Here is a 17,178-nt window from a genome sequence, read left to right as displayed (position 1 = left end):
TGAACAACCATGCGTAATAACCAACCCGTTACCCAGCGCGAACGTACCTTCCCCGCTCAGCAACGGTTGATCTCAACCACAGATGCCAAAGGCGTGATCACCTACTGCAACGATGCATTCGTCGAGATCAGTGGGTTTAGTCGCGAAGAACTGGTACGCGCCCCGCACAACCTGGTTCGTCACCCGGACGTGCCGGCGGCGGTGTTCGGGCATATGTGGGCCACGCTCAAACAAGGCTTGCCATGGATGGGCATCGTTAAGAACCGCTGCAAGACGGGCGATCACTACTGGGTTAACGCCTATGTGACGCCGGTCTTTGAAGGCAATCAGGTAGTCGGCTACGAATCGGTGCGCATCAAGCCTACCGCCGAGCAGATCCGCCGGGCCGAAGCGCTCTACCAACGTATCAACCAGGGCAAGTCGGCCGTTCCCCAGCGGGACAAGTGGCTGCCGGTGTTGCAGGACTGGCTGCCGTTTATCCTGATCAGCCAGTTGAGCTTCATGATTGGCGTGTCGCTCAACTCCCACTGGGGCTTTGCCCTGGCGGCGGGTTTGTCGGTGCCGTTGGGCCTGCTGGGCCTGAGCTGGCAACAGCGCGGTCTCAAGCGCCTGCTGCGTTTGGCCGAGCAGACCACCTCCGACCCGTTGATCGCGCAGATGTACACCGACAGCCGTGGCGCTCAGGCGCGCCTGGAGATGTCGATCCTCAGCCAGGAAGCGCGTCTAAAGACATGCCTTACGCGCTTGCAGGACACTGCTGAGCATCTCAACGAGCAAGCGGCGCAGTCCAACACCCTGGCCCACAACAGCTCCAGCGGCCTGGAACGCCAGCGCGTGGAAACCGAACAGGTGGCCACAGCGGTCAACCAGATGGCGGCGACCACCCAGGAAGTCGCCAGCCATGTGCAGCGCACGGCTGACGCCACCCAGGAAGCCAATCGCTTGACCGGTCGCGGCCGCGATATCGCCGGGGAAACCCGCGAGGCCATTCAGCGTCTGTCGGTTGCCGTGGGTGAGACGGGCGTGACCGTCACTCAACTGGCCAAGGACAGCGATGAGATCGGCGGCGTTGTTGACGTGATCAAGGGCATTGCCGACCAGACCAACCTGTTGGCATTGAACGCCGCTATCGAAGCCGCTCGTGCCGGCGAGATGGGCCGTGGCTTTGCCGTGGTAGCCGACGAAGTACGGCAGCTGGCGCAGCGTACGGCCGAGTCGACCGGGCAGATCCATGCTCTGATCGCCAAGCTGCAACACACCGCCGCCGCCGCTGTGCAAACCATGGACGCCGGGCATCGCCAGGCCGAAGAAGGTGTGGCGCGGGTGATGGAAGCGGATCAGGCGTTGGTGGGCATCAGTGAGGCGGTGGCGCATATCACTGACATGACCACGCAAATTGCAGCGGCGACTGAAGAGCAAAGCTCGGTAGCCGAAGAGATCAGCCGTAACATCAGCACCATTGCGCTGTTGGCAGATCAGACCTCAGAGCAGGCGATGAACTCGGCGCAGTTGAGTGAGGAATTGACGCATACCGCCAATACCCAGTACTCGCTGGTGGAGCGTTTTAACCGCTAGACCGCTACCGGGGGCAGGGTTATCTACACAACGCCTAAAGGCAGACACACAACTCTGTGGTGAGCGGGCTTGCCCGCGCTGGGCTGCGAAGCAGCCCTAACCCAGACACCGCATTTTTTCAGCAACACCCGACTGGCAGGTTTTGGGGCTGCTGCGCAGCCCAGCGCGGGGCAAGCCCGCTCCCCACAAGAGCCTCGTTTTCTCAGGGTATGTTTGCATCGAAGATGTGTAGATACCTACGTCCCGATACGTCCCTAACAGGCGCCGAGAAACCTGGCGACCTGCACCGCCGCAGCCTCCAAATGCTGCTCATGACTAAACCCCGAAGCCTTCAACGGCTTCAAATCATGATCCCCCGCCACCAGCCACATCACCTCGATGCTCGGTGACAACACATACCCCTCCACCGTCGCCCGATTGCCCAGCGCATCGCGCTCGCCCTGCACAATCAACGTCGGCGTCTTTAGCTCGACCAAATGCTCGACCCTCGGTTTTTCCGGCTTGCCCACCGCATAGAACGGATAGCCCAGGCACACCAACGCGTCCGCAGCCAATTCATCGGCCAACAGACTCGCCATGCGCCCGCCCATGGACTTGCCACCAATGGCGAGTTTCCCAGCGACATGACGTCGCACCTCGGCATGCACTTCGCGCCAGGCTTCCAGCAGTTTCGGCGCCGGGTTGGGTGGGCGTTTGCCACCGCCCAATCGACGCTGGGCCATGTAGGGAAACTCGAAGCGCAACACGTTGACGCCATGCCCGGCAAGGCGTGCAGCCATGTCGTTCATGAAGGATGAGTCCATCGGTGCGCCGGCGCCGTGGGCCAGGATCAGCGTCACCGGCGTATGCGCGATAGACCCTTTCGCGACATCCCACAACCAGCCGTGTTCCCGCACACACTGCGCCCATTGATCCCCGTCAATACTGGCCTTGTGCTCTTTGCCCATGCTTGCCTCGCTATTTAGTCTGCCTATAACTCCAGCCCAAGTGCCGCATTTGCTTGGGTTGAACCGTGGATGGGGAACCATGAACACTACTTTAAGTACCGCCTATAACTACAAGGTGGTCCGCCAATTCGCCATTATGACGGTGGTGTGGGGCATCGTCGGCATGGGGCTCGGGGTTTTTCTCGCCGCCCAATTGGTTTGGCCCGCACTCAACTTCGATTTGCCCTGGACCAGCTTCGGCCGCTTGCGCCCGCTGCACACCAACGCGGTGATCTTCGCTTTCGGCGGCTGCGCACTGTTTGCCAGCTCGTTCTACTCGGTGCAACGCACCTGCCAAACGCAGCTGTTCGCGCCGAAAATCGCCGCGTTTTGCTTCTGGGGTTGGCAGTTGGTCATCCTGCTGGCTGCGATCACCTTGCCGCTGGGCTACACCAGTTCCAAGGAATACGCCGAGCTGGAATGGCCGATCGACATCCTGATCACCATTGTCTGGGTGGCCTACGCCATCGTGTTCTTCGGCACGGTGATGAAGCGCAACACCAAGCACATCTACGTCGGTAACTGGTTCTTCGGTGCGTTCATCATCACCGTGGCGATCCTGCATATCGTCAACAACCTGGAAATCCCGGTCAGCCTGACCAAGTCCTACAGCCTCTACGGCGGTGCGACGGATGCCATGGTGCAGTGGTGGTATGGGCACAACGCGGTAGGCTTTTTCCTCACCGCAGGCTTCCTGGGGATGATGTACTACTTCGTGCCCAAGCAGGCCGAACGTCCGGTGTATTCCTATCGCTTGTCCATCGTGCACTTCTGGGCGCTGATCACCCTGTACATCTGGGCCGGTCCGCACCACTTGCACTACACCGCGCTGCCGGACTGGGCGCAGTCCCTGGGCATGGTGATGTCTCTGGTACTGCTGGCTCCGAGCTGGGGCGGCATGATCAACGGGATGATGACCCTCTCGGGCGCCTGGCATAAGTTGCGCAGCGACCCGATCCTGCGCTTTTTGGTGGTGTCCCTGGCGTTCTACGGCATGTCGACCTTCGAAGGCCCGATGATGGCGATCAAGACCGTCAACGCCCTCTCCCACTACACCGACTGGACCATCGGCCACGTACACGCCGGCGCCCTCGGTTGGGTGGCGATGATCTCCATCGGCGCGCTGTACCACATGATCCCGAAAGTCTTCGGTCGCGAGCAGATGTACAGCCTCGGCCTGATCAACGCGCACTTCTGGCTGGCCACCATCGGCACCGTGCTCTACATCGCCTCGATGTGGGTCAACGGCATCGCCCAGGGCCTGATGTGGCGTGCGATCAACGAAGACGGCACCTTGACCTACTCCTTCGTCGAAACCCTGGTGGCCAGCCATCCAGGCTTCATCGTGCGGCTGGTGGGCGGTGCGGTGTTCCTCAGCGGCATGTTCCTGATGGCTTACAACACGTGGCGCACCGTGCGTTCGCCGCAGCCTGTCGAAGCCGCCACCACTGCGCAGCTGGCCTGAGGAGTCTGTGATGAAACACGAAACGATTGAAAAGAACGTCGGCCTGCTGATGCTGCTCATGGTGCTCGCCGTGAGCATCGGCGGCCTGACCCAGATCGTCCCGCTGTTCTTCCAGGACGTGACCAACAAGCCGGTGGAAGGCATGAAGCCGTACACCGCGCTGCAACTGGAAGGCCGCGACATCTACATCCGCGAAGGCTGCGTGCAGTGCCACTCGCAGATGATCCGTCCGTTCCGCGCCGAAACCGAACGCTACGGTCACTACTCGGTGGCGGGCGAAAGCGTGTGGGATCACCCGTTCCTGTGGGGCTCCAAGCGCACCGGCCCGGATCTGGCCCGCGTTGGCGCCCGCTACTCGGACGACTGGCACCGCGCGCACTTGTACAACCCGCGCAACGTAGTGCCCGAGTCGAAGATGCCGGCCTACCCGTGGCTGGTCACGGCCCAGGTCGACAGCAGCCACACCGAGAACAAGTTGAAAGTAATGCGCACCCTCGGCGTGCCATACACCGACGACGACATCAGTGGCGCCGTGGCCAGCCTCAAGGGCAAGACCGAGATGGACGCGCTGGTTTCGTACCTGCAAGTACTCGGCACTGCCATCAAGAGCAAGAGGTGAGCCATGGGATTTGAATTCGATGCGGGCACCATCCGCGGCCTTGGCACGCTGGTCGTTGCCATCGCCTTTATCGGCCTGTCGCTGTGGGTGTTCAACAACCGGCGCAATGAGGAATTCGAGCAGGCGCGCCTGCTGCCCTTCGCCGATGAACCTTCTCCATCCGACGCTCAAGAAGAGCCAGCAACAAGGAGCAATCGGCCATGACCCTATTCTGGAGTACATGGATCTGCGTACTGACCCTCGGCAGCCTGATCGGGCTGACCTGGCTATTGATCGCCACCCGCAAGGGCGAGACCAAGGGCAGTGTCGACCAGACCATGGGCCACGCCTTCGACGGTATCGAGGAATACGACAACCCGCTGCCCCAGTGGTGGTTCATGCTGTTCGCCGGCACCCTGGTGTTTGCGGTCGGCTACCTGGTGCTCTACCCGGGCCTGGGGAACTGGAAAGGTGTGCTGCCGGGCTATGAAGACGGTTGGACCTCGGCCAAGGAGTGGGACAAGGAGATGGCCAAGGCCGACACCAAGTTCGGGCCGATCTTCGCCAAATTCTCGGCCATGCCCGTGGAAGAAGTCGCTAAAGACCCGCAAGCGCTGAAGATGGGCGGTCGCCTGTTCGCGTCCAACTGCGCGGTGTGTCACGGCTCGGACGCCAAGGGCGCGTTCGGCTTCCCTAACCTGGCAGACAACATCTGGCGCTGGGGCGGCTCGGCTGAGGCCATCAAGACCACCATCCTGAACGGTCGCCACGCGGCGATGCCGGCCTGGGGTACGGTGCTGGGTGACGACGGTGTGAAGAACGTCGCTGCCTATGTACGTCACGATTTGGCCAAGTTGCCACTGCCGGCCGATAGCACTGCCGACCTGGATGCGGGCAAAGCGGCGTTCAACACCACCTGCGTGGCCTGCCATGGGCCGGAAGGCCACGGTATGGAAGTCATGGGGGCGCCGAACCTGACGCTGCCAGGCGGCTATATCTACGGCACCAGCCTGGCGCAATTGCAGCAGACCATTCGTCACGGCCGTCAGGGCCAGATGCCGGCGCAGGAACTGTTGCAGGGCAACGACAAAGTGCACCTGCTCGCAGCTTACGTGTACAGCCTGTCTCACAACGCTGATGGTGCAATGCCAGAAAGCGCAGCTCAGTAACACCTGACTGCCGCCCCAATTTGGGGCGGCAGCTCTACCGCGCTACGCGACCAAGTGTCACACCCCTCCAAAGCACAACTTTCCCCTACTGCCATTCGGGTCTACGCTTGCTTGCACAGCGGACCGATCTTGGCGTACGCGACGACAGTCGTTGCGACCCCCAAAATTTCCTGTCCACTCGATCAGCTTTCGATTTCTGATTTTGTCCTTACGCCAAACATGGAAAGGGCGCAGAATCTGGCGTGGAACGCATTGATCCAGGTCAGCCATTGCGTTGCAATGGCCCCTCGCTTTCTACATACTTGCGGCCGATTTTACCTATAAAAAAACCTAAACCGTGGAACCTTAGAATGAGCACAGCAATCAGTCCGACTGCTTATAACTATAAGGTAGTCCGCCAGTTCGCCATCATGACGGTGGTCTGGGGGATTCTTGGCATGGGGCTCGGGGTGTTCATCGCCTCGCAACTGGTTTGGCCGGAATTGAATTTCGACTTGCCATGGACGACCTTCGGTCGCCTACGCCCGCTGCACACCAACCTGGTGATTTTCGCCTTCGGCGGATGTGCATTGTTTGCCACCTCCTACTATGTCGTGCAGCGAACCTGCCAGACGCGACTGATCTCCGATGGCCTCGCCGCCTTTACCTTCTGGGGTTGGCAGGCGGTCATCGTCGGCGCCATCGTCAGCCTGCCACTGGGCTACACCACCACCAAGGAATACGCCGAGCTGGAATGGCCGATCGCCATTTTGCTGGCGATTGTGTGGGTGACCTACGGTGCGGTGTTCTTCGGCACCATCGTCAAGCGCAAAACCAAGCACATCTACGTGGGCAACTGGTTCTACGGTGCGTTCATCGTGGTCACGGCGATGCTGCACATCGTCAATCACGCATCGCTGCCGGTCAGCCTGTTCAAGTCCTACTCGGCGTATGCCGGCGCGACGGACGCGATGATCCAGTGGTGGTACGGGCATAACGCCGTAGGCTTTTTCCTCACCACCGGTTTTCTGGGGATGATGTACTACTTCGTGCCGAAACAGGCCGAACGTCCTATTTACTCGTACCGTTTGTCCATCGTGCACTTCTGGGCATTGATCACCCTCTACATCTGGGCCGGCCCGCACCACTTGCACTACACCGCACTGCCGGACTGGGCGCAGTCCCTGGGCATGGCGATGTCGATCATCCTGTTGGCTCCGAGCTGGGGCGGCATGATCAACGGCATGATGACCCTCTCGGGTGCCTGGCATAAATTGCGCACCGACCCGATCCTGCGCTTCCTTGTGGTATCCCTGGCGTTCTACGGTATGTCGACCTTCGAAGGGCCGATGATGGCAATCAAGACCGTCAACTCGCTCTCCCACTACACCGACTGGACCATCGGCCACGTTCACGCCGGTGCCCTCGGTTGGGTGGCGATGATCTCCATCGGTGCGCTGTACCACATGATCCCCAAACTGTTCGGCCGTGCGCAGATGCACAGCGTCGGGCTGATCAACACGCACTTCTGGCTGGCCACCATCGGTACCGTGCTCTACATCGCTTCGATGTGGGTCAACGGCATCACCCAAGGCCTGATGTGGCGTGCGATCAACGATGACGGCACCCTCACCTACTCGTTCGTCGAAGCGCTGCAAGCCAGCCATCCGGGCTACATCGTCCGCGCCCTGGGCGGTGCGTTCTTCGCTGCCGGCATGCTGTTCATGGCCTACAACGTCTGGCGCACCGTGCGTGCCTCGGACCCCGCAGAAGCCGAAGCCGCCGCCAAGATCGCCGTTGTGGGAGCCCACTGATGAAGCATGAAGTAGTCGAGAAGAATATCGGCCTGCTGGCCTTCTTCATGGTCATCGCCGTGAGTATCGGCGGCCTGACCCAGATCGTTCCGCTGTTTTTCCAGGACGTGACCAACAAGCCGGTGGAAGGCATGAAGCCGCGCACCGCCCTTGAACTGGAAGGCCGCGACGTCTACATCGCCAACGGTTGCGTGGGCTGCCACTCGCAGATGATCCGCCCGTTCCGCGCCGAAACCGAACGCTACGGCCACTACTCGGTCGCCGGCGAAAGCGTATGGGACCACCCGTTCCTATGGGGTTCCAAGCGCACCGGACCTGACCTGGCCCGTGTTGGCGGGCGTTACTCCGATGACTGGCAACGTGCGCACTTGTACAACCCGCGCAACGTGGTGCCTGAGTCGAAAATGCCGGCGTACCCGTTCCTCGTGGAAAACAAGCTCGACGGCAAGGACACCGCGAAGAAGATGGAAGTCTTGCGCACCCTGGGCGTGCCCTACACCGACGAAGACATCGCCGGTGCAGCCGCAGCCGTAAAGGGCAAGACCGAAATGGACGCATTGGTGGCCTACCTGCAAGGCCTGGGCACCATCATCAAAAGCAAACGGTGATTCTTCATGGATATCGGGATGATTCGTGGCCTGGGCACCGTTGTGGTGATGGTGGCCTTTATCGGCCTGGCGTTGTGGGTGTTCAGCCCCAAGCGCAAGTCGGAGTTTGAGGACGCGACCTTGCTGCCCTTTGCGGATGATCCCGAAGCCATCAAGCACGTCGAGCAAGCTTCTAGGAGTAACAAAGAATGACTACGTTCTGGAGTCTGTACGTCACAGTCCTCAGTCTGGGTACCATTTTCGCCCTGACCTGGCTGTTGCTGTCGACCCGCAAGGGCCAGCGCGCCGAGCAAACCGACGAGACCGTCGGCCACTCGTTCGATGGCATCGAGGAGTACGACAACCCATTGCCCAAGTGGTGGTTCATGCTGTTCGTCGGCACCATCATTTTTGCCCTTGGATACCTGGTGCTGTACCCAGGCCTGGGCAATTGGAAAGGCCTGCTGCCGGGCTACAACTACCTCGACAACGACAAGCAAACCCCCTTCGCCAACGGCCAGACCGGCTGGACCGGTGTACACGAATGGGAAAAGGAAATGGCCCGGTCGGACGCCAAGTTCGGTCCGATCTTCGCCAAATTCGCCTCCATGCCCATTGAGGAAGTCGCCAAGGACCCACAAGCCCTGAAGATGGGTGGCCGCTTGTTCGCGTCCAACTGCTCGGTGTGCCACGGGTCCGACGCCAAGGGTGCCTACGGCTTCCCCAACCTGACTGACGCCGACTGGCGCTGGGGTGGCGAGCCGGCGACCATCAAGGAAACCATCATGAAAGGCCGTCATGCCGTGATGCCGGGCTGGCTGCCGGTGCTGCAAGAAGAGGGTGTCAGCGACGTGGCGGCCTACGTGGTCACCCAACTCGACGGCCGCAAACTACCCGAAGGCGTCAAGGCCGACGTAGCCAACGGCGAAAAACTCTTCGCCGCCAACTGCGTGGCCTGCCACGGCCCAGCCGGTAAAGGCACCCCAGCAATGGGCGCGCCCGACCTGACCCACCCCGGCGCCTTCATCTACGGTTCGAGCTTCGCCCAACTGCAGCAGACCATCCGTTTCGGCCGCCAGGGCCAGATGCCGGCGCAGGAACAATTGCAAGGCAATGACAAGGTGCACTTGCTCGCGGCGTATGTTTACAGCTTGTCCCATGGGGATAAGAAGGCCGAGGAGCAGTAAGGCTACCCCCTTACCCAGAAACACCAAAAAACCCTTGTGAGAGGGGGCTTGCTCCCGATGACGGTGGATCAGTATTAGTGACTCTGACTGACACGCCGCTATCGGGAGCAAGCCCCCTCACACATTGGATCTTCGGCTTTTTGAAGGTTGAGCCTGCAAAAACCGTCCATACTTCACAAGTCAATTGATCCAGATCACGTACACCATCAATTGATTTTCCCCAACGCGACCAAAGGTCGCACCCCTTGCGCAGCATCGGGGGCGTATCATTACGCCACTGCAAGACCCCTAATTTGACCCCGGTTGGCACGTACTGGCCGAGGCAAATCTCCACCGCCGTGGGATGCAATGATGAGCGACCAAATACCGGTACATGACGTTACCCCGCCTGCCAAACACTCGACCGCCACCGTCGACCTCTATGCCCCGCGCGAGAAAATCTACACCCGCGCCTTTACCGGCCTGTTCCGCAATTTACGAATGCTCGGCGGCGCTGCTTTGTTCCTGCTCTACTTCGGCACGGTGTGGCTGAACTGGGGTGGCCACCAGGCCGTGTGGTGGAACCTGCCGGAGCGTAAGTTCTTCATTTTCGGTGCAACCTTCTGGCCCCAAGACTTCATCCTGCTGTCGGGCATTCTGATCGTCGCGGCGTTTGGCCTGTTCTTCATCACGGTGTACGCCGGCCGCGTGTGGTGCGGTTATACCTGCCCGCAAAGCGTGTGGACGTGGATCTTCATGTGGTGCGAAAAAGTCACCGAAGGCGACCGCAACCAACGCATCAAGCTGGATAAAGCGCCAATGGGCGCCAACAAATTCCTGCGCAAATTCAGCAAGCACAGCCTGTGGCTACTGATCGGTTTTGCCACCGGGATTACCTTCGTCGGCTACTTCTCGCCGATCCGCGAACTGGTGTTCGATTTCTTCACCGGCCAGGCCGATGGCTGGTCGTATTTCTGGGTCGGTTTCTTCACCCTCGCCACCTACGGCAACGCCGGCTGGCTGCGCGAACAGGTGTGCATCTACATGTGCCCGTACGCGCGTTTCCAGAGTGTGATGTTCGACAAAGACACCCTCATCGTCTCTTACGACCCACGTCTTGGAGAGCTGCGTGGCCCGCGTAAAAAAGGGATCGACTACAAGGCCCAAGGCCTGGGCGACTGCATCGATTGCACGATGTGCGTGCAGGTGTGCCCCACCGGCATCGACATCCGCGACGGTCTGCAAATCGAGTGCATCGGCTGCGCCGCGTGCATCGACGCCTGCGACAACATCATGGACAAGATGGAGTACCCGCGCGGCCTGATCAGCTACACCACCGAGCACAACCTGTCCGGGCAGAAAACCCACAAGCTGCGCCCACGCCTGATCGGTTACGCCCTGGTGTTGCTGGCGATGATCAGCCTGTTGGCCGGGGCGTTCTTCATGCGGTCGCTGGTGGGCTTCGACGTGAGCAAAGACCGCGTGCTCTACCGCGAAAACGCCGAGGGCCGTATCGAAAACGTCTACAGCCTGAAGATCATGAACAAGGACCAGCGCGACCACACCTACGTGCTCGACGCATCAGGCCTGCCAGACCTCAAGCTGCAGGGCCGGCGCGAGATCAAGGTGGCTGCCGGCGATATCGTCAGCATGCCAGTGGAACTGTCGAGTGCGCCGGAAGAACTGCCGTCGAGCACCAACGAGGTGAAATTCACCCTCACCGATGCCGATGACGCCAGCGTCAACATTGAAGCCAAGAGCCGATTCATCGGCCCACAAGTTCGATAAAGAGAGAACGGAACAATGCCCTTAGCCACTGCCGCAAGCCCTTGGTACAAGCACCTCTGGCCCTGGATCATCATCGGGATCCTAGCCTGCTCGGTGACCTTGACCTTGTCCATGGTGACCATCGCGGTAAACAACCCGGACAACCTGGTCAACGACAACTACTACGAGGCTGGCAAGGGCATCAACCGCTCACTGGACCGCGAACGCCTGGCGCAGACCCTGCAACTGCGCGCCAAGTTGCATTTGGACGAACTGACCGGTGAAGTCGAGCTGAAGCTCACCGGCTACAGCAACCCGAACACCCTGGAACTGAACCTGATTTCCCCGACTCAGCCGGAGAAAGATCGCAAAATCAACCTGGCCCGCAGCGACAGCGAACCCGGCCGCTACATCGGCCAGGTCACCGACAAAGTCGAAGGCCGCCGCTTCGTGGAACTGCTGGGCGTGGAAGGCGACAAGACCTGGCGGCTGTTCGAGGAAGAAGAAGTCAGCCACGACAAAGACTTGCTGTTGGGTGATGAACCGTTGCAGGGTGCCGAAGACCTGAAAAAATAAACATCTGCGCTTCGCGCATCGCCGGCAATCCGGCTCCTACAGACCTACACCCCCTCTCGTAGGAGCCGGCTTGCCGGCGATGAGGCCTTCCCAGCCACCAAAGATCCCGAACCATGACCACCCCCACTCCCTGCTACCATTGCGCCCTGCCCGTACCGCCCGGCAGTCGGTTCACCGCCGATATCCTCGGCGAGCGCCGCGAACTCTGCTGCCCGGGCTGCCAGGCGGTGGCCGAAGCAATCGTGGCCGCAGGCTTGGAAAGCTATTACCAGCACCGCAGCGAAGCCTCGGCCAACCCCGAAACGCTGCCGGTGCAACTGGTGGACGAGCTGGCGCTGTACGATCGCGCGGACGTGCAAAAACCCTTCGTGCACCACCAAGGCGAACTGGCTGAAACGACCCTGTTGATGGAAGGCATCAGCTGCGCCGCCTGTGGCTGGCTGATCGAAAAACACCTGCGCAGCTTGCCCGCCGTTGCCGAGGCGCGGTTGAACCTGTCCAACCATCGCTTGCAGGTGCGCTGGGCCGACGGGCAATTGCCGTTGAGCCAAGTGCTCAGTGAGCTGCGCCATATCGGCTATGCCGCCCATCCTTATCAGGCCGACCGCGCCGCCGAGCAACTGGCCAGCGAAAACCGTCTGGCTTTGCGCCAACTCGGTGTCGCCGGGCTGCTGTGGTTCCAGGCAATGATGGCAACCATGGCCACCTGGCCGGAATTCAATATCGACCTGAGCCCGGAGCTGCATGTAATCCTGCGCTGGGTGGCGATGTTTCTGACAACCCCCATCGTGTTCTACAGCTGCGCGCCGTTCTTCAAGGGCGCCATGCGCGACCTGCGCACGCGCCACCTGACCATGGACGTTTCAGTATCCCTCGCCATTGGCGGGGCTTATTTGGCGGGAATATGGACCGCGATCACCGGCGTCGGCGAGCTGTATTTCGATGCAGTGGGCATGTTTGCACTGTTCCTGCTGGCCGGTCGCTACCTGGAACGCCGTGCCCGGGAGCGCACGGCGGCGGCCACTGCGCAGTTGGTCAACCTGTTGCCAGCGTCGTGCCTGCGCTTGAAAGACGACGGCCAGAGCGAACGCATCCTGTTGAGCGAACTGGCCCTGGGCGACTGCGTGCTGGTGCATCCGGGCGCGGTGCTGCCAGCAGACGGCGTGATCCTCGATGGCCAGTCCAGCATTGATGAGTCCCTGCTCACCGGCGAGTACTTGCCGCAACCTCGCCAAGTCGGCGACACCGTCACCGCCGGCACCCTCAACGTCGACGGCGCGCTGACCGTCGAAGTGCGCGCCCTTGGCCACGAGACCCGCCTGTCCGCCATTGTGCGCCTGCTGGAGCGCGCCCAGGCCGAAAAACCACGACTGGCGCAAATCGCCGACCGCGCCGCACAGTGGTTCCTGTTGTGTTCGCTGATCGCCGCTGCGCTGATCGGCCTGCTGTGGTGGGAACTGGACTCATCACGAGCGTTCTGGATCGTGCTGGCGATGTTAGTGGCGACCTGCCCATGTGCGTTGTCCCTCGCTACACCGACCGCCCTGACCGCCGCCACCGGCACCCTGCACAAACTCGGGCTGCTTCTGACCCGTGGCCATGTGCTGGAGGGCCTGAACCAGATCGACACGGTGATCTTCGACAAGACCGGCACCCTCACCGAAGGTCGCCTGGCCCTGCGCGCGATCCGGCCGCTGGGCGAATTGGGCAGCGACGACTGCCTGGGTCTCGCCGCCGCACTGGAAAACCGCTCGGAACACCCGATTGCCCGCGCCTTTGGCCGTGCGCCACTGGCCGCTGAAGAAGTGCTCAGTACGCCCGGTCTCGGTTTGGAAGGTCGAGTGGGCGAGCGTCTGCTGCGCATCGGCCAGCCGGGTTTCGTCTGCGAACTCAGTGGCTGCCCGATCCCCGCTCCGCCGGACGACGCCGGGCAATGGCTGCTGCTGGGCGACCGCAGCGGCGCCCTCGCCTGGTTCGTACTGGATGACCGCCTGCGCAGCGACGCCCCCGCCCTGCTCGCCGCTTGCAAGGCGCGCGGTTGGCGCACACTGCTGCTGTCCGGGGACAGTTCGCCGATGGTCGCCAGTGTCGCCCTTGAGCTGGGCATAGACGAGGCCCACGGCGGCCTGCGTCCCGACGACAAGCTGCACGTGCTGCAACAGCTGCACAAGGAAGGTCGCAAGGTGCTGATGCTCGGCGATGGCGTCAACGATGTCCCCGTCCTCGCCGCCGCCGATATCAGCGTGGCAATGGGCTCGGCCACCGACCTGGCCAAGACCAGTGCCGATGCGGTGTTGCTCTCCAATCGCCTCGACGCTCTGGTGCAGGCCTTCAGCCTGGCGCGGCGCACCCGACGAGTGATTATTGAAAACCTGCTCTGGGCGGGCCTATACAATGGCCTGATGTTGCCGTTTGCTGCTTTGGGCTGGATCACGCCAATCTGGGCGGCAGTCGGCATGTCCATCAGTTCGTTGACCGTGGTACTCAACGCCCTGCGCCTGACTCGCGTGCCGAGCGCACAGTCCGCCAGCGCCCCCTCAATCACCCGCCCGCTGCCCGCGTGAGCCGCGCGGGCATGGAGTGCAGATGCCAGCTTTATACGTGATGATTCCGGCGGCGCTGCTGATAGTGGCCATCGCTATTTACATCTTCTTCTGGGCCGTGGACAGCGGCCAGTACGATGACCTCGACGGCCCGGCCCACAGCGTGCTGTTCGACGACCAGGACCCGAACCACCTGGCCGCCATCGACGAAGCCAACGGTCCGGAACAACCGCCCAAAGACCCACCTCATGCTTGAATTGGCGCCGCTGCTGGTCTCCGCGCTGATCCTGGGCCTGCTGGGCGGCGGTCATTGCCTGGGCATGTGCGGCGGGCTGATGGGCGCGCTGACTTTGGCAATTCCCAAGGAGCAACGCAGTCGCCGGTTTCGCCTGCTGCTGGCGTACAACCTGGGGCGAATCCTCAGTTACGCCACGGCTGGGCTGTTGATCGGCCTGGCCGGCTGGGCCGTGGCCAATAGCCCGGCGGCGATGTTCATGCGCGTACTCGCCGGTCTGCTGCTGATCTGCATGGGCCTGTACCTGGCCGGTTGGTGGAGCGGCCTCACCCGTATCGAAAGCCTCGGGCGCGGCCTGTGGCGGCATATCCAGCCCGTTGCCACCCGTTTGCTGCCGGTGTCCAGCCTGCCTCGCGCTTTACTGCTGGGTGCGCTGTGGGGCTGGTTGCCGTGCGGGTTGGTCTACAGCACCCTGCTGTGGGCCGCGAGCCAGGGCAATGCGCTGGACAGTGCCTTGCTGATGCTCGCGTTCGGGTTGGGCACCTGGCCCGTGCTGCTGGCGACTGGGCTGGCCGCCGAACGCGTCACCGCGTTATTGCGCAAACGCAGCGTGCGCATGGCCGGTGGATTGCTGGTCATTGTGTTCGGTATTTGGACCTTGCCAGGGCCGCACCAGCACTGGCTGATGGGCCACTAAAAGGCCATGTGGCATAGCGCCGCTGCTCGTTGATGCAAATCAAGATGCCCTCTGCTCCACGCCTCTAGACTCGGCCCACTAGCCTATCCGGGGGACGCCCGCATGCTCGACGCCATTCGTTGGGACACCGATCTGATTCATCGCTACGACCTGGCGGGACCGCGCTATACGTCCTACCCCACCGCCGTACAATTCGACAGCCAGGTCGGCACCTTCGACCTGCTGCACGCCCTGCGCGACAGTCGCAAGGCTGTGCGCCCATTGTCGCTGTATGTGCATGTGCCGTTCTGCGCGAACATTTGCTACTACTGCGCCTGCAACAAGGTAATCACCAAGGACCGTGGCCGCGCCCAGGCATATCTGCACCGCTTGGAGCAGGAGATCCAAATGGTGGCCTGCCACCTCGACCCGAAACAGCCGGTGGAGCAGTTGCATTTCGGCGGCGGCACGCCGACGTTTCTCAGCCACGACGAACTGCGTCAGGTCATGGGCTCCCTGCGCCAGCACTTCAATTTGCTCGATGATGATTCCGGCGACTACGGCATCGAGATCGACCCGCGCGAAGCCGACTGGGCCACCATGGGCCTGCTGCGTGAACTCGGTTTCAACCGCGTCAGCATTGGCCTGCAAGACCTCGACCCCGAGGTGCAGCGGGCCGTTAACCGCCTGCAAAGCCTGGAAGAGACTCGCGCAGTAATCGATGCGGCGCGCACTTTGCAGTTTCGCTCGATCAATATCGACCTGATCTACGGCCTGCCCAAGCAAACGCCGATCAACTTCGCGCGCACCGTGGAAGAAGTGATCAAGCTGCAACCGGATCGCCTGTCGGTGTTCAACTATGCGCACCTGCCGGAGCGCTTCATGCCCCAGCGGCGCATCGACAGCGACGAGCTGCCAGCACCGGCGGAAAAACTGCTGATGCTGCAAACCACCATCACGCAATTGACCGAGGCGGGTTATCGCTACATCGGCATGGACCACTTCGCTCTGCCGGATGACGAACTCGCCATCGCCCAGGAAGAAGGCACGCTGCAACGCAATTTCCAGGGCTACACCACCCACGGCCATTGCGACCTGATCGGCCTGGGTGTGTCGGCGATCAGCCAGATCGGCGACTTGTATTGCCAGAACAGCAGTGACCTCAACGGCTACCAGAACACCCTGGCCGGCGCGCAGCTGGCGACCAGCCGTGGCTTGGTCTGCACCACAGACGATCGACTAAGACGGGAAGTGATTCAGCAGTTGATCTGCAATTTCAGCCTGGCATTCGAGCGTATCGAACAGGCCTTCAATATTGATTTTCGCGGGTACTTCGACGAGATCTGGCTGCAACTTGAGGCCATGGCCAAGGACGGCCTGATCGCGCTCGACGCCCAGGGCATTCGGGTGCTGCCCGCAGGGCGCTTGCTGGTGCGCTCGGTGTGCATGGTGTTCGACGCGTACCTGGAACACCAGAACCGGCAACGGTTTTCACGGGTGATCTAGTTACATCGACCTAGTTACATCGACAACGAAGCGGCCTTGAGCGCCTGATCGGCACTCATGGTTTTCATGGCCTTGGCCAAGGAGATTTGGGCCGTCATCAAGCCGGCCTGCAAGGAACTGATGGCACCTTGCACGTTAGCGACCTTGGCCTGAACCTCCTCCGGCGTCAGGCTTTTGTCCGCGGCGATGGCCTGAAGCTCCGCCAATTTTTCGGCGATCTGCTGCTTCAACTGACGGATCATTTTAAGAACTTGCTTAACGTTGTCGTCCAGACCGCTGTCGTCGATATCGGCGTTGGCACTTTTGGCCGCACCCGCAGCCTTGAAGCCATCCGGCGAAATGCTCACCTTCACGCCTTCGCTCGTGGCAGGCGTTGACACGGCATCCTGCGTCTCAACCGCCGCAGCGGGCGGGGCCGGCTCTGGGTTTGGCACACGGATGGAGGGGTTGTTGGCGGCGATGATCAACATGCGCTGAGCTCCTGCTCATGAACGTACACATATGTATCGGCACCGATACACAAAGCTTTATACGGC

General features: G+C 61.4%; 17 protein-coding genes. 15 read left to right on the top strand and 2 right to left on the bottom strand.

Features of this window, described 5'->3' with window-relative positions:
* The first annotated feature begins 9 nt into the window (after positions 1–9).
* Positions 10–1,575, top strand: a complete 1,566-nt coding sequence (locus AB4N82_RS17770; RefSeq protein ID WP_032887688.1) for a methyl-accepting chemotaxis protein — start codon at positions 10–12, stop codon at positions 1,573–1,575.
* A gap of 254 nt (positions 1,576–1,829) precedes the next feature.
* Here the strand turns inward: AB4N82_RS17770 and AB4N82_RS17765 are convergent, their stop codons facing one another.
* On the bottom strand, positions 1,830–2,522 hold the full coding sequence (locus AB4N82_RS17765) for an alpha/beta fold hydrolase (protein ID WP_122764556.1): 693 nt from the start codon (positions 2,520–2,522) through the stop codon (positions 1,830–1,832).
* A gap of 79 nt (positions 2,523–2,601) precedes the next feature.
* On the opposite strand from AB4N82_RS17765, the gene ccoN (AB4N82_RS17760) reads away from it, so the two are divergent.
* The 14 genes from ccoN (AB4N82_RS17760) to hemN all read left to right on the top strand — a co-directional run bounded on the left by ccoN (AB4N82_RS17760) (position 2,602) and on the right by hemN (position 16,642).
* A complete protein-coding gene (ccoN, locus tag AB4N82_RS17760) occupies positions 2,602–4,026 on the top strand; it encodes a cytochrome-c oxidase, cbb3-type subunit I (protein WP_032887684.1) in 1,425 nt (474 codons plus the stop codon).
* A 10-nt stretch (positions 4,027–4,036) separates the two neighbouring features.
* Positions 4,037–4,645, top strand: a complete 609-nt coding sequence (gene ccoO, locus AB4N82_RS17755; RefSeq protein ID WP_032887682.1) for a cytochrome-c oxidase, cbb3-type subunit II — start codon at positions 4,037–4,039, stop codon at positions 4,643–4,645.
* Positions 4,646–4,648: 3 nt separating this feature from the next.
* Positions 4,649–4,849, top strand: a complete 201-nt coding sequence (locus AB4N82_RS17750) for a cbb3-type cytochrome oxidase subunit 3 (RefSeq protein WP_032887681.1) — start codon at positions 4,649–4,651, stop codon at positions 4,847–4,849.
* Positions 4,846–5,793: a cytochrome-c oxidase, cbb3-type subunit III gene (ccoP, locus tag AB4N82_RS17745; RefSeq protein ID WP_032887679.1), complete on the top strand. Its 948-nt coding sequence runs from the start codon at positions 4,846–4,848 to the stop codon at positions 5,791–5,793. Before AB4N82_RS17750 ends, ccoP (AB4N82_RS17745) begins: the two co-directional genes overlap by 4 nt.
* A gap of 350 nt (positions 5,794–6,143) precedes the next feature.
* A complete protein-coding gene (ccoN, locus tag AB4N82_RS17740; protein ID WP_032887677.1) occupies positions 6,144–7,586 on the top strand; it encodes a cytochrome-c oxidase, cbb3-type subunit I in 1,443 nt (480 codons plus the stop codon).
* Entirely contained in the window at positions 7,586–8,194 is a 609-nt protein-coding gene (ccoO, locus tag AB4N82_RS17735) for a cytochrome-c oxidase, cbb3-type subunit II (RefSeq protein ID WP_003193167.1), read from the top strand. Before ccoN (AB4N82_RS17740) ends, ccoO (AB4N82_RS17735) begins: the two co-directional genes overlap by 1 nt.
* A 6-nt stretch (positions 8,195–8,200) precedes the next feature.
* Positions 8,201–8,386 carry a CcoQ/FixQ family Cbb3-type cytochrome c oxidase assembly chaperone gene (locus AB4N82_RS17730; RefSeq protein WP_003175465.1) on the top strand — a complete coding sequence of 62 codons (186 nt, stop codon included), beginning with the start codon at positions 8,201–8,203 and terminating at the stop codon, positions 8,384–8,386.
* A complete protein-coding gene (ccoP, locus tag AB4N82_RS17725; RefSeq protein ID WP_095185370.1) occupies positions 8,383–9,360 on the top strand; it encodes a cytochrome-c oxidase, cbb3-type subunit III in 978 nt (325 codons plus the stop codon). Before AB4N82_RS17730 ends, ccoP (AB4N82_RS17725) begins: the two co-directional genes overlap by 4 nt.
* A 351-nt stretch (positions 9,361–9,711) precedes the next feature.
* Positions 9,712–11,127: a cytochrome c oxidase accessory protein CcoG gene (gene ccoG, locus AB4N82_RS17720; RefSeq protein WP_460102415.1), complete on the top strand. Its 1,416-nt coding sequence runs from the start codon at positions 9,712–9,714 to the stop codon at positions 11,125–11,127.
* 15 nt (positions 11,128–11,142) lie between these two features.
* Positions 11,143–11,682: a FixH family protein gene (locus tag AB4N82_RS17715; RefSeq protein WP_032887673.1), complete on the top strand. Its 540-nt coding sequence runs from the start codon at positions 11,143–11,145 to the stop codon at positions 11,680–11,682.
* 113 nt (positions 11,683–11,795) lie between these two features.
* Positions 11,796–14,246, top strand: a complete 2,451-nt coding sequence (locus tag AB4N82_RS17710; protein ID WP_122764554.1) for a heavy metal translocating P-type ATPase — start codon at positions 11,796–11,798, stop codon at positions 14,244–14,246.
* A 22-nt stretch (positions 14,247–14,268) separates the two neighbouring features.
* Complete coding sequence (gene ccoS / locus AB4N82_RS17705) at positions 14,269–14,481, top strand: cbb3-type cytochrome oxidase assembly protein CcoS (RefSeq protein ID WP_032887669.1); 213 nt, start codon at positions 14,269–14,271, stop codon at positions 14,479–14,481.
* Positions 14,474–15,157, top strand: a complete 684-nt coding sequence (locus AB4N82_RS17700; protein ID WP_032887667.1) for a sulfite exporter TauE/SafE family protein — start codon at positions 14,474–14,476, stop codon at positions 15,155–15,157. The genes ccoS and AB4N82_RS17700 overlap by 8 nt, the downstream gene beginning before the upstream one ends.
* Positions 15,158–15,259: 102 nt before the next feature.
* On the top strand, positions 15,260–16,642 hold the full coding sequence (gene hemN / locus AB4N82_RS17695; RefSeq protein WP_122764553.1) for an oxygen-independent coproporphyrinogen III oxidase: 1,383 nt from the start codon (positions 15,260–15,262) through the stop codon (positions 16,640–16,642).
* A 14-nt stretch (positions 16,643–16,656) separates the two neighbouring features.
* Here hemN and AB4N82_RS17690 read toward each other — a convergent pair whose 3' ends face one another.
* Positions 16,657–17,112, bottom strand: a complete 456-nt coding sequence (locus AB4N82_RS17690) for a hypothetical protein (RefSeq protein WP_095185367.1) — start codon at positions 17,110–17,112, stop codon at positions 16,657–16,659.
* Positions 17,113–17,178 lie beyond the last annotated feature (66 nt).

The organism is Pseudomonas sp. H1_D04 (genome assembly GCF_054683855.1).
This window is presented reverse-complemented; position numbering and strand designations above follow the sequence as displayed.

Excerpts from the sequence above, each read along its gene's own strand:
- ccoG (WP_460102415.1), top strand. The coding sequence starts at position 9,712 with ATGAGCGACCAAATACCGGTACATGACGTTACCCCGCCTGCCAAACAC.
- ccoN (WP_032887684.1), top strand. The coding sequence starts at position 2,602 with ATGAACACTACTTTAAGTACCGCCTATAACTACAAGGTGGTCCGCCAA.
- ccoN (WP_032887677.1), top strand. The coding sequence starts at position 6,144 with ATGAGCACAGCAATCAGTCCGACTGCTTATAACTATAAGGTAGTCCGC.
- ccoO (WP_032887682.1), top strand. The coding sequence starts at position 4,037 with ATGAAACACGAAACGATTGAAAAGAACGTCGGCCTGCTGATGCTGCTC.
- AB4N82_RS17700 (WP_032887667.1), top strand. The coding sequence starts at position 14,474 with ATGCTTGAATTGGCGCCGCTGCTGGTCTCCGCGCTGATCCTGGGCCTG.
- AB4N82_RS17710 (WP_122764554.1), top strand. The coding sequence starts at position 11,796 with ATGACCACCCCCACTCCCTGCTACCATTGCGCCCTGCCCGTACCGCCC.
- ccoS (WP_032887669.1), top strand. The coding sequence starts at position 14,269 with ATGCCAGCTTTATACGTGATGATTCCGGCGGCGCTGCTGATAGTGGCC.
- ccoP (WP_032887679.1), top strand. The coding sequence starts at position 4,846 with ATGACCCTATTCTGGAGTACATGGATCTGCGTACTGACCCTCGGCAGC.
- ccoP (WP_095185370.1), top strand. The coding sequence starts at position 8,383 with ATGACTACGTTCTGGAGTCTGTACGTCACAGTCCTCAGTCTGGGTACC.
- AB4N82_RS17750 (WP_032887681.1), top strand. The coding sequence starts at position 4,649 with ATGGGATTTGAATTCGATGCGGGCACCATCCGCGGCCTTGGCACGCTG.
- AB4N82_RS17730 (WP_003175465.1), top strand. The coding sequence starts at position 8,201 with ATGGATATCGGGATGATTCGTGGCCTGGGCACCGTTGTGGTGATGGTG.
- AB4N82_RS17690 (WP_095185367.1), bottom strand. The coding sequence starts at position 17,112 with ATGTTGATCATCGCCGCCAACAACCCCTCCATCCGTGTGCCAAACCCA.
- hemN (WP_122764553.1), top strand. The coding sequence starts at position 15,260 with ATGCTCGACGCCATTCGTTGGGACACCGATCTGATTCATCGCTACGAC.
- AB4N82_RS17765 (WP_122764556.1), bottom strand. The coding sequence starts at position 2,522 with ATGGGCAAAGAGCACAAGGCCAGTATTGACGGGGATCAATGGGCGCAG.
- AB4N82_RS17770 (WP_032887688.1), top strand. The coding sequence starts at position 10 with ATGCGTAATAACCAACCCGTTACCCAGCGCGAACGTACCTTCCCCGCT.
- ccoO (WP_003193167.1), top strand. The coding sequence starts at position 7,586 with ATGAAGCATGAAGTAGTCGAGAAGAATATCGGCCTGCTGGCCTTCTTC.
- AB4N82_RS17715 (WP_032887673.1), top strand. The coding sequence starts at position 11,143 with ATGCCCTTAGCCACTGCCGCAAGCCCTTGGTACAAGCACCTCTGGCCC.